The sequence below is a fragment of the uncultured Cardiobacterium sp. genome (assembly GCF_938028825.1).
Lineage (GTDB): Bacteria > Pseudomonadota > Gammaproteobacteria > Cardiobacteriales > Cardiobacteriaceae > Cardiobacterium.
Genome location: NZ_CALIZP010000043.1, coordinates 1 through 11138, shown reverse-complemented (window position 1 = coordinate 11138; position 11138 = coordinate 1). Strand labels below are relative to the sequence as shown.

The window sequence follows — 11138 nt, the reverse complement described above, 5'->3', positions numbered from 1 at the left end:
ATCGACAAGCTATTTAGGATCTGTATGAAAAATGAAATCCATTAGCTATAGTTGTCATCGGCGACCGCGCCGTCGAGTTTGGGCTTGCTGTATGCGACGCCCGCGCCGACTTTCAGCCCCTGCCAGCGGTAGGTCGCGCCGAGTTCGTAACCGCTGTTTTTCAGTTTGCCGCCGTTGAACATGCGGCGGTAGGTGTTGCCCTGCGCGTCGGTTTCGGTGGCGGTACTGATGATGCCTTTGGTGGTCTGCCAGAAGTAGCTGCCTTCAAAGGTGAGTGCGTCGTTCCAGGCGTAATCGAAGCCGATTTCGGTGTTGCGCGCGCGTTCGGCCTTGAGACCGCTGTCGGCGCGGACGGCGCGGCCGTGCCGAGCATGACTTCGTAGAGGCGCGGGCTGCGGCTGGCGTAGTTGTGGCTGGCGTTCAGGCTGAGGCCGGGGATGACGTCGTAGATGACGCCGACGCTGGGGTTGAGCCTGCCGCTGCTTCTGCTGCCGCCGCCGCCGCTGGGTTTGAAGTTGAAGTGGTCGTAGCGCAGGCCGGTGGTCAGCGTTACCGGGTTGAGGTTCCAGATGGCTTCGCCGTAGAAGCCAAGATCGGTTTTGTTCTGGTTGCGATGGACGCCGGCAGCGCGCTCGCCGCTGCTTTTGCCTTCCTGGTAGCGCCAGTTGACGCCGTATTTGAAGACGTGCGGCGTGGTGAAGGCGCTTTCGAGGTTGAGGTTGCCGTTGTAGGTTTCGATTTCGTGATGGGCTTTTTCATCGGGCTCATCGCGCTTGATGGTCATGCGGCCGATGTTGCCCGTCGCTTTGTCGATGAGGCCCATGTTGCGCCCTTCGTATTCGAGGTTGGTGGTATTCTGGGTGGCGATACGGTAGCGCGGCTGGTTGTTTTCGATGTTGCTGACGTAGTTGCCGCTGCTGTCCTTGATGAGGTTGGTACCGGGTTCGACGGTGTAGCCGAGTGCCTGCTGTTCGGCGGTCAGACGCCCGCCTCTGGCGGTGAGGAAGGTTTGCGAGAAGTCGAATTCTTCGCGCAGGGCGCGCACGCCGGAATCGCGTTCCTGGCGGAAGCTGAGGTCGAGGCGCTGTTCGGGAGTAATATCCACGCCGATTTTGCCGAGATAACCGCGCTGTTTCAGGCCGCTGTTCAGCACTTTGTCGTTGCCGAGCAGGTTGTGATAGCCGTGCCCGCCCTTGTAGTCCTTGCGGTTGATGAAATCGGTGACGATGATGCCGTCGAAGGCACCGTATTTGCCAAACGCGCTGAGACCAAGCTGTTCGCCCTTGTTGGTGTAGTAACCGGCGCTGATTTTGCCGCCGATGTTCTGCCCTTCCTGCAAGAGGTCGGACGCGCTCACGGTTTTGGCGACGATGGAACCGGCGGTCGCGCCGATGCCCGCGCTGGCCGAACCCGTGCCTTTCTGCACGCTGACGATTTTCACGAGCGCCGGATCAAGCATGAAGCGGCCCTGGTGGTGGAACATCTGCGTGTCGGAATAGACGCCGTCCACTTTCAGGTCAACCTGATCCTGGCCGATGCCGCGAATGGTCAGCCATTGCGAGGTGCCGTTGCCGCCGCCGAAGTTGATGGACGGCTCTTCGCGCAGCGCGCCGCGCAGGTCGGTGTCGGTGCGTTTGTCGAGGGTTTCCATATCGACAACGTTGGTCTTGTTTTTTGCGCCTTCCTGACCGATGTTGACGTTGATCGCTTCCAGCGTGGTGGCTTCCTGGGCGTTGACGGCGGCACTGACGGCAAGGGCGAGTGAAGAGAGGAAAAAATGTTTTGACATGATGGCGTTACTTCCAAGTATGAATAGAGGGTTACGGTTTAGCAAACAAACGAAGCCTAATAAGAAAGTTTTTCATCACTATTCTCTGTGCGCAGGCGGCTGAAGCCCGGCACTTCCACCGCTTCCCGCCATCCCCGCTGCACATAACCCTGTTTCCCGCCCCGCCCGTTACTGACGATAATGGCCGCAAGCCCTGCCGCAGTAACACGCGCAAACCTTCCTCAACCTCATGGAGTACTGACCGTCATGCACAAAACCGCCCTCACCCTCACGGCCGCCCTGCTGCTTGCCGCCTGCGACCAGCCGGACACCACCGACCTCTCCGCCCTCACCATCCCCGGCGTCGCCCCCTACCAATACCTTAATGACCCCGTCATCAGCGTATCCGTTTCCATCATGGTGCTGAGCGGCGACCTGCCGCGCGCAGCGGTACTGGACGGCCGGCAACTCGCCGCCGACGAAGGCGTGAGCAACGACGCCATCGCCGCCGCCGTGGACAAGGCCCTCGGCAACAACTGGCAGCGCGGCAAAGCCGAGCGGGGGACCTGGGACACCTGGGTCATGACCTGGGAAACCAGGAAGAAACCAAAGCGCTACTACGCCATCGCCGCTTAGGACCACGTCATCACCGCCGCCGATGGCCGCCGCTACCGCCCGCTCGAAAGCCTCTACACCCGCGCCCCCTGAGGAGAACCGCCATGCACAAGACCCTCGCCCTCGCCTCCGTCCTGCTGCTCGCCGCCTGCGACCGGCCCGATACTACCGATCTCAGCACCCTCACCATCCCCGGCGTCAAGCCCATCAACTATCGCGTCCATGAGCCCGCCTACTTCCTGACCCAAAATACCGCCATCCGCACCCGCCACAACTGCCGCGCCTACGGTGCCGAAAACCGTGCGGGCAGCATGCAGCTTGCCGCCGGCGAAGGCGTGAGCGACGACGCCATCACCGCCGCCGTGGACAAAGCGCTTGGCGACAACTGGCAGCGCAGCGACAAATACACCAACCCCTACCCGCAAATCCGCGTCATGGCCTGGGAAACCAAAACCACCCCCAAACGCTGTTACGCCATCGTCGCCTGGCAGCAACCCTTCGGCGCAGACGACGACCAACGCCTGCTGTAAAACGTCTATACTTTGCGAAACACCGACCCCGGTGCCCGATAACCCCCAACCGGAGAAATACCATGCACACCGCAGAACACCTCTACCACGCCTGGCACGACGCCGCGAAAAACCGCGACACCGACGGCCTCATCGCCCTCTATCACGACGATGCCGAACTCGAATCGCCGCTGGTGCCCATCATCATGCAGCGCGACGACGGCACCCTGCGCGGCAGGGCGGAAATCCGCGCCTTCCTCGCAGAAGGCGCGCGCCGCCGCCCGAACGAATGGGTACGCTGGTACCGCGATGCCCGCTACTACACCGGCGGCGACATCCTCATCTGGGAATACCCGCGCCAAACCCCGGACGGCAACCAGGTGGACATCCTCGAACTCATGCAGCACCGCGACGGCAAAATCTACCGCCACCGCATCTACTGGGGCTGGTTCGGCACACAGATGCTGATCCGCTCGGCACTTGCCAAACAGGAAGCGGCGGAATAACCGGCCGGACGGCGGCTTATGTCCGAATCTGCCCCGTGCCGCAGACGCAGTACTTCGTGCTGGTCAGCGCTTCCAGCCCCATCGGGCCGCGCGCGTGCATTTTCTGTGTCGAGATACCGATTTCCGCGCCGAGGCCGAAGACGAAGCCGTCGGTGAAACGGGTCGAGGCATTGACGTACACCACCGCCGCATCCACCGCTTCCTGAAAGGCGCGGGCATTGGCGAGGTCGCGGGTGATGATGGCTTCGGAGTGGTGGCTGGTGTAGCGGTTGATCCAGTTGATGGCCTCCTGGTTGCTGTCCACCACTTTCACCGCCAGGATGTAGTCGAGAAATTCAGTCGCGTAATCTTCTTCCGTGGCGGCAACAGCATCGGGCAGGAGCAGCAGGGCGCGGGCGTCGGCGCGGTATTCGACGGCATGCACCGCCGCCATTGCTGCCGCCAGTTGCGGCAGGAATTGTGCCGCCACCGCACTGTGCACCAGCAGGTTTTCCGCCGCGTTGCAGACGCCGGGGCGCTGGGTTTTGGCGTTGACGACGATGCGCGTCGCCATGTCGAGGTCGGCGCTTTCGTCCACATAGATGTGGACGTTGCCGACGCCGGTTTCGATGACCGGCACCCGCGCGTTTTCTTTGATGCTGCGGATGAGCTGCGCGCCGCCGCGCGGGATGAGGACGTCGATGTAGTCGGTGGCCTGCATCAGCGCTGCGGCGAGACGGCGGTCGGGGTCGTCCGGCAGTTGCACGGCGTCGGTGTCAATCCCGGCGGCGTGCAGGGTGCGGCGGATGACGTCCACCAGCGCGGCGTTGCTGTGCCGGGCGTCGCGGCCGCCGCGCAGGATGATGGCGTTGCCAGTTTTGCAGGCGAGGCTGAAGGCATCCACGACGACGTTCGGGCGGCTTTCAAAAATCATCGCCACCACGCCGAGCGGCACGCGTTTTTGCAGGATGTCGAGGCCGTCGGCGTTGGTGTAGCCGCGCAGCACGGTGCCGATGGGGTCGGGCAGGTCGGCGACTTGTTCGACGCCGGCGGCGATGGCGTTGATGCGCGCGGCGTCGAGGCGCAGGCGGTCGAGCATGACGCCGCTGATGCCGTGTCCGGCAGCAGAGGCGAGGTCGCGCGCGTTGGCGGCGAGGATGTCGTCCTCGTTTGCGCGCAGGGCGGCAGCCACGGCGCGCAGGGCTTGGTTTTTCGCGCTGCTGCCGAGTTGTGCCAGTTGGCGGGCGGCGCGGCGGGCGTTTTCGCCAAGTGCGGTGATGGTGGTCATGGGTTACTCCTCGGGTGTGGTGTGTGGATATTGGGCCCGCCAAGCGGCGTCATGACTGGATCCGTCAAGCGGCGGGATGGGTGTTCACGCCTCCTGCACAAACCAGGTGCCGATGTCTTCGCCGTCCAGCACGCGCAGGATGTCGCGCGGTTCGCGGCTGTTCATCAGCACCATCTGGCTGTTGCGGGCGAAGACCATTTGCGCGCAGCGGATTTTGCTCGCCATGCCGCCGGTGCCGTGTGCGCTGCCCGCGCCGCCCGCCGAGCGGATGGTGACGTCGTCAATCCGGCTGACCCGCCGGCGCAGGCGGGCGTCGGGGTGTTCTGCCGGGTTTTTGTCGTAGAGGCCGTCAATGTCGGAAAGCATGATGAGCAGGTCGGCGTCGATGATGTCCGCCACCACCGCCGAGAGGCGGTCGTTGTCGCCGAATTTGGTGATGTGGTCCATTTCGTCAACGCTGACGGCATCGTTTTCGTTGACGATGGGGATGATGCGCAGCGCGAAGAGGCTGGCAAACGCGTTGCGCGCGTTGTCGAGGCTTGTCGGGTATTCGACGACGTCGCGGGTCAGCAGCAGTTGCGAGACGGTGCTTTGGTAGTGGCGGAAGATTTGTGCGTAGAGGCTCATCATCGCCACCTGGCCGACGCTGGACACCGCCTGCTGGCGCGGCACTTCCGCCGGGCGCTGCGGCAGATTGAGGACATTCAGGCCGAAGCCCATCGCGCCGGAGGAGACCAGCACCACATCGAGGCCGCGCCGGGTCAGGGCGCTGATGACGAAGGCGAGGCGGTCGATGCGTTCGAGGCGGATGCTGCGGTCGGGGGCGACCAGCGAGCTGGTGCCGACTTTGATGACGAGGCGTTTTACCGCCGAAAAATCGCGTTGCATGGATGTCTCCTTGGAAAGGGGGAAGGGCAGCCTATCACGGGCGGAGGCAGTAAAGCATACGGCGTCAGCGTTTTTTGCGGACGATGAGGATGACGCGTTGCGGCGGCGGCAGGCCTTCGATGGTCGCGCTGAAATCGGGCTGCATGAAGTCGGCGAGCGAGCAGTCGGTGCTCCAGGCGGTTTTGCGCTGTTCCGCGCTAGTGGTGGGCACGGGTGTGCCGCTGTATTCGAGGTCTAGGCCGAGGCGGTGCAGCCAGCGGGTGAGTGCCGCCACGCTCGGCAGGAACCAGACGTTGCGCATGCCCGCATAGCGTTCCGGCGGCATGAGCACGGTCGTCGCGTCGCCATCGACCACCAGGGTTTCGAGGATGAGGCGGCCATCGGAGCGCAGGGTGTCGCGCAGTTGGGCGAGGTGTTGCAGCGGTTCGCGGCGGTGGTAGAGCACGCCCATGGATAGGGTCAGGTCGAAGTCGCGCGGGGTGATGTCGTCGAGGGTCAGCGGCAGGTAGGCGCAGTGCTGCGGGCCGAGCAGTTTTTCCAGGGCGAGGTATTGCGCGAAGTAGTGCCAGGAGGGGTCTAGGCCGAGGGCGAAGCGCGCGCCCGCGCCGAGCATGCGGTAGAGGAAGTAGCCGTTGCCGCAGCCGACGTCGAGGATGTGCTTGCCGGTGAAGTCCACGCCGGCGGCGAGCAGGCGGGCGAATTTGTCGTCGCTGCGCCATTCGCTGTCGATGTGGACACCGTAGAGGTCGAACGGGCCTTTGCGCCACGGCATCAGCGCGCGCAGTCCCGCTTCCGGTGAGGGGGCGGTGGCGCTGCTGGCACGGACGGCGGCGGTATTGAGTTCGATGGTGGCTGCCGGGTCGTGCGGCAGGGCATGGACGGCGGCCAGCCAGTCGGTGAACTGGCCGTGCGGCCTGGTGGCGGCGAGGGCGGCGCGGACGGTTTCATCTGCGGCGGCCAGTGCCGGTTTTTCCGCGCAGGCGTGCTGCCACTGGGCGAGGGCGGGCGAAACGGGACGGTTCACGCGCGGCGTTCCAGCAGCCAGGCGGCGATGGTCGGCACGCGGAAGTAAAGACGCGGTGCGGTGAAGCCGCTTGTTTGCACGAGGGCGGCGAAAGCGTCCATGCTGATGCCGTGGATGTCGGTAGCGAAGCGTTGTTGCATCAGCGGGATGCCGGCGGCGGGCATACCGGCAGCGAGGGTGTATGCAATGAGTACGGGCAGTTCGTCGGGGTCGGTCGCGATGATGTCGCTGTGCAGCAGCGGGGCGGCAGGTTTGAGGCGGGCGGCGATCTGTTCAAGCAGGGCGCGCTTGGCGGCCGTTTCCGCGACAAAGTGCATGACGAGATGGCAGACGGCAGCATCAAAGGGTTCATTGTGCGGCAGGTCGGCAAGGTAGCCGTGGTGGTAGTGGATGTTGGCGATGCCTGCGGTTTTGGCACGCGCCTGAGCGAGCATTTCCGCTAGCGGTTCGACGGCGGTAATGTGCCAGGCGGGCTGCTGGCGGTGCAGGGCGAGGATGTCTGCCCCCGTGCCGGCACCGACGACGAGGATGCGCGCGTCTGCGGGCAGACGCGTGGCGAGCAGGGCGGCGCTGCTGCGATGCAGGGTGTCGTAGCCGGGAACGACGATGGCGATTTTTTGATCACAGTTGTCGGCATCTTGCGGGCGGAAGTGTGGGGTCATGGCAGGCTCCGGTGGGAAAGCGCCAATGATACACATCGCCGCCAATAAACGGGGCGGCTTGCACCGCCCCGCACGGGTTTACAGCACGACGGCTGCGTAGAAGCTGATATCGGCGGCATAGGGCTGCGGCCGGAAGCTGTGGTAATACTCGAAGCAGGGGCGGTTATCCACCGCAGGCGGCGCAGGTAGGCAGCCAGCGTTTCGCCGGTTACGGCGGTGAAGATGCGGTGGAAGTGATACGGCGAGAGGGATGCCAACGCCGCGATGGTGGTGAGGTCGGGCGGGTCGCGGTAGTGCTGTTCGAGGTAGCGGATGACGGGTTGCAGGCGGCGGTGGTAGTCGGTACTCATGGGGCGACGATGTGGCGCAGGATTTCGGCGGTGAAGTAGCCGCCGACGGTGCCGAGGGTGTAGCCGAGGATGCCGAGCAGCACGCCGACCGGGGCGAGGGCAGGGTGGAAGGCGGTGGCAACGATGGCAGCCGATGAGGCGCCGCCGGTGTTGGCGTTCGAGCCGACGCAGAGGAAGAAGAGTGGGGCACGGATGAGGCGGGCGACGGCGAAGACGATGGCGATGTGCACCGCGAGCCACAACGCGGCAACGAGCAGCAGCCGCCACTGGTCAAAAATGCCGTGCAGCTGGATTTGCATGCCGATGGCGGCGATGAGGATGTAGATGAGCGCCGTACCGAGTTTGGAGGCGCCGGCGTGGTCGAGGTGGCGGGCGCGGGTGAAGGAGAGGCAGAAACCGGCGAGGGTGACGCTGATGACTTGCCAGAAGAAGGCGCTGTTCAGGCTGTATTCGACGGCCCGGGGGAATTGCGCGAACCACGCCGCGAGTGCGCCGCCCAGCGGATGGGCGAGGCCGACCACGGCGAAAGTGAGGCCGAGCATTTTCATCAGGTCGGGCAGGGTAGTGATGCGGGCGTGTTCGCGTTCGTAGCGTTCAACGGTGTCGATGACGGCGGTGATGCCGCTGGTATCGGCACGCAGCCAGCGGTCGATGCGCACAGCGTGGCGCGCCATGGCGAGGATGGCGAAGAGCCAGACGGAGGCGAGGGTGGCGTCAATCAGCAGCATGGTGCCAAAGAGGGCGTCGTCCACCTGATAGAGTTCTTTCATCGCCGCCTGGTTTGCCGCACCGCCGATCCAGCTGCCGGCGAGGGTGGAGAAGCCGCGCCAGATGTGTTCGCCGTCCACCCAGTCCGGGGCGATGAAGTGGAAGACGGTGAAGCTGATGATGCCACCAAGCATGATGGCGAGCGTCGCCGTGAAAAACATCGCCAGCACTTTCCAGCCGAGGCCGATGAGTTTCGGCACGTCCATGGAAAGCGTCATGAGAAAGAGGCTGGCGGGGAGGAGGTAGGTGGCGGCGAAACCGTAAATCTGTTTGCCAAGGCCGGGGGCGAAGACGCCGGCGCTGTTGAGGCCTGCCGGGACAAAGCAGCAGAGGATGATGCCGGGGATGATGGCGTAGAAGCGGCGCCAGAAGGGGTGGGCGCTGTCGCCGGTAGCGAAGATGAGGCCGACGACGCCCATGATGAGGCCGAAGGCGGCGGGCAGGGTAGTGATAAGCGGGGTCATGATGGGAGGGGTTGTGAGTGGGGCGGGCATTGTAAGACAAAGCCGCCATGGCGGAGCCGCCAAGCGGTGTGGTTATTGGGCCCGCCAATCGGCGTGACTACCGGGCTCGCCAAGCGGCATGATTACCGGGCCCATCAAGCGGCGAAAAAGCCGATGCTGTTAGCTCCTGGATAGTGTTCAGAAAAACAACAGGAGTTGCAGAGTGCGGTACAGATACGCCTGTTTCAGGGTCAGTTGCAGTTTGTTGTCGTAGTAATGCTCTGCAATACTTTTACGCAGCGTTTCCCGGGTGGCAGGTGAGAGGCGATACAGGGCATCACAGTGGCGGCAGAGTTGCAGGCCGCTGGCCGTGCTGTCGGTATTCAGCGGCTGCCAGGCGGGCGCCTGACTAAGCGGCAGCGCGCTGCTCGCGAGCAGGTAGCGGTAGGTGGTTTGCGGCGGGTCCAGTTCGCCGGGATCGTCGCAGGCGAGGAAATTGTACAGGTAGGCGATGTCATCCTCGTGGGCATGGTAATCGTCGTCGCCATCGTTCTTGCCGTCGGCAATACAGGCAGCGCGCCAGATGATGTAGGCGGCGAGTTCGTAGCGGCTGAGTTGGCCGTCGTGCTTGATGAGGCGGCGGATGATGGGGTCGAGGCGGCGTTTTTTGCTGTTGTCGAGTCCCAGGGTACCGAGGCTGATGTAGTTGAAGAGGGCGAAGCGCAGCAGTGGCTCGCTTTACGCGAGCATGTCGTAGGCGCGGCGGCAGGCAGCAAGACGGTCGCTTGGGAGAAGGCCGGCGCGTTCCAGTTCGATATAGGGTGTGCCGCTGTGGTAGGCGAAGTAGGCGAGCAGCGCGGCGGCGTGATCTTCCGGGGCAGGGTACGGTCTGGCGGTGCAGAGAAGGGAGTAGGTTTCGAGCGGGTAAACGGGGTTCGGCTCGGGTGGCGGTGCGGCAGGGCGCAGGAGACCTGCACCACGGCTGCTGCGGCAGGCATGGATGCGGGCGAGGATGGCGGGCAGGTCGGCGTCGCTGATGCGGCCACCCCAGGTGCGGATACGCTCTTGCAGGGTGGGGTGGGTGCGCAGCTGGGGGTTGTCGTCAGGGCGGCGGTAGTCAATGAAGTAGATATGGGCGCGTTCATGCGGCGGGCGCCGCGGGTGGATGCCCTGGGTTTGCAGGGCCCAGGCTTTTTGCAGCGCGCTGATGAGGGCAGCAGGGTCGCGGGTGTATTGCACGGCGCGGGCGTCGGCCATTTCTTCGCGCTGGCGGGCGAAAGCGGCTTGCATGAAGCGGCCGTAGCGGTAGAGAACGATGCTAAAACGGTGCGTGGGATAGCCGCTATCTTCGCGCTCGTATGCATCTTCGATGAAGCTGCGCAGGCTGAGGGCCTGGGTGTCGGGGTCGGTGTAGAGGCGTGACCCAAATCTCCCCGTATTTTCGGTGCTGGCGGCATAGTAGCCGTGGAGCATGGCGGTGAGGTGGTTGTAGAGCGTGGGGTCGCCGTTTTCGATGTGGCCGAATTCGTGGGCGAGGACAGCTTGCAGCTCGTCGCGGGTGAGGTTGTCGAGTGCGCCCCGGCTGACGGCAAGGGCGAGGCTGCCATCGCGACCGCTGAGGGCGAAGGCGTTGATGCTGTCATCGGCGCGCAGGACGTAGGCATCAGGTTCATCCAGGTTGGCGGCGAGACTGAGTTCGGCGATGAGGTTGACGTAGCGGCTTTCAAGCGGGTCATCATCAGGGCGGGCGGGGTCGGCACCGAGGGCCAGGGCTTGTTCGCCTGCGCTTTGCCGCGCCAGCTCGCGCCTTTTTTTGTTGTAAGCGGAGAACAGCCCGGATATGTGCACGATAAAGCAGGCGACGATGGCACTTGGGAAGAGCGGCATGAAGAGATGGGCGGTGAGGTTGCTGTCAGTTATAGGGACGAAGGCGAAGCCAATGATGTAAAACAGCGGCGAAACGATGAGGAGGTAGCAGAGATAGACGCCGAGCACACCCAGCCAGAAGGCGAGGTGCAAACGGCGGCTGGCGCGCCGGGCGCGGCGGTGTTTGTCTTGAAAACGGGTGGGCATGGCGGTCTCGCGGTAATGTGGGCAAGCGGATTATAGCCGGGACCCGCCAAGCGGCGTAAACACTGGGCCCGCCAAGCGGCGTGGTTACCGGGTTTGCACATGAGCCCCGGTTTACTTATTGGCCGGAGGACTGTTTTCGAGCAGGCCGGCACCGTCCCGGTCGTGCAGGCGGGCGAAGACGGCGGGGATGGCTGAGCGGCGCTACTACCCGGTGCCCGAAGGGCTCGCCGGGCAGCGGGTGGACGCCGTCCTTGCGCGCATGACC

At 64.2% G+C, this 11138-nt stretch carries 9 protein-coding genes and 2 pseudogenes; 3 read left to right on the top strand and 8 right to left on the bottom strand.

What is annotated here, in order from left to right; genetic code table 11:
* Nucleotides 1–41: 41 nt before the first annotated feature.
* Nucleotides 42–1651 (bottom strand): annotated as a pseudogene (locus Q0562_RS06555) (TonB-dependent receptor).
* A 384-nt stretch (nt 1652–2035) separates the two neighbouring features.
* On the opposite strand from Q0562_RS06555, the gene Q0562_RS06550 reads away from it, so the two are divergent.
* From Q0562_RS06550 to Q0562_RS06540, 3 genes are all read left to right on the top strand, one after another.
* Nucleotides 2036–2404, top strand: coding sequence for a hypothetical protein (locus Q0562_RS06550; RefSeq protein ID WP_298642758.1), 369 nt, complete (start codon nt 2036–2038; stop codon nt 2402–2404).
* A gap of 83 nt (nt 2405–2487) precedes the next feature.
* On the top strand, nt 2488–2913 hold the full coding sequence (locus Q0562_RS06545) for a hypothetical protein (RefSeq protein ID WP_298642756.1): 426 nt from the start codon (nt 2488–2490) through the stop codon (nt 2911–2913).
* Nucleotides 2914–2975: 62 nt separating this feature from the next.
* Nucleotides 2976–3398 (top strand): nuclear transport factor 2 family protein, encoded by a 423-nt coding sequence (locus Q0562_RS06540; RefSeq protein WP_298642753.1) that lies wholly within the window; start codon nt 2976–2978, stop codon nt 3396–3398.
* A gap of 16 nt (nt 3399–3414) precedes the next feature.
* On the opposite strand, the gene Q0562_RS06535 is transcribed toward Q0562_RS06540, so the two are convergent.
* The 7 genes and pseudogenes from Q0562_RS06535 to Q0562_RS06505 all read right to left on the bottom strand — a co-directional run bounded on the left by Q0562_RS06535 (nt 3415) and on the right by Q0562_RS06505 (nt 10873).
* Nucleotides 3415–4665, bottom strand: a complete 1251-nt coding sequence (locus Q0562_RS06535) for a glutamate-5-semialdehyde dehydrogenase (RefSeq protein ID WP_298642750.1) — start codon at nt 4663–4665, stop codon at nt 3415–3417.
* Between the two features lie 84 nt (nt 4666–4749).
* Entirely contained in the window at nt 4750–5553 is an 804-nt protein-coding gene (gene proB, locus Q0562_RS06530; RefSeq protein WP_298642749.1) for a glutamate 5-kinase, read from the bottom strand.
* 64 nt (nt 5554–5617) lie between these two features.
* Nucleotides 5618–6577 (bottom strand): tRNA 5-methoxyuridine(34)/uridine 5-oxyacetic acid(34) synthase CmoB, encoded by a 960-nt coding sequence (gene cmoB / locus Q0562_RS06525; protein ID WP_298642747.1) that lies wholly within the window; start codon nt 6575–6577, stop codon nt 5618–5620.
* Complete coding sequence (locus Q0562_RS06520; protein ID WP_298642745.1) at nt 6574–7239, bottom strand: class I SAM-dependent methyltransferase; 666 nt, start codon at nt 7237–7239, stop codon at nt 6574–6576. The genes cmoB and Q0562_RS06520 overlap by 4 nt, the downstream gene beginning before the upstream one ends.
* Before the next feature lie 170 nt (nt 7240–7409).
* Nucleotides 7410–7589 (bottom strand): annotated as a pseudogene (locus Q0562_RS13765) (AraC family transcriptional regulator); the annotation flags it as partial.
* On the bottom strand, nt 7586–8821 hold the full coding sequence (locus tag Q0562_RS06510) for a DUF819 family protein (protein WP_298642739.1): 1236 nt from the start codon (nt 8819–8821) through the stop codon (nt 7586–7588). The gene Q0562_RS06510 and the pseudogene Q0562_RS13765, both read right to left, overlap by 4 nt.
* Nucleotides 8822–9538: 717 nt before the next feature.
* Nucleotides 9539–10873, bottom strand: coding sequence for a M48 family metalloprotease (locus Q0562_RS06505; protein ID WP_298642736.1), 1335 nt, complete (start codon nt 10871–10873; stop codon nt 9539–9541).
* Between the last annotated feature and the right edge of the window lie 265 nt (nt 10874–11138).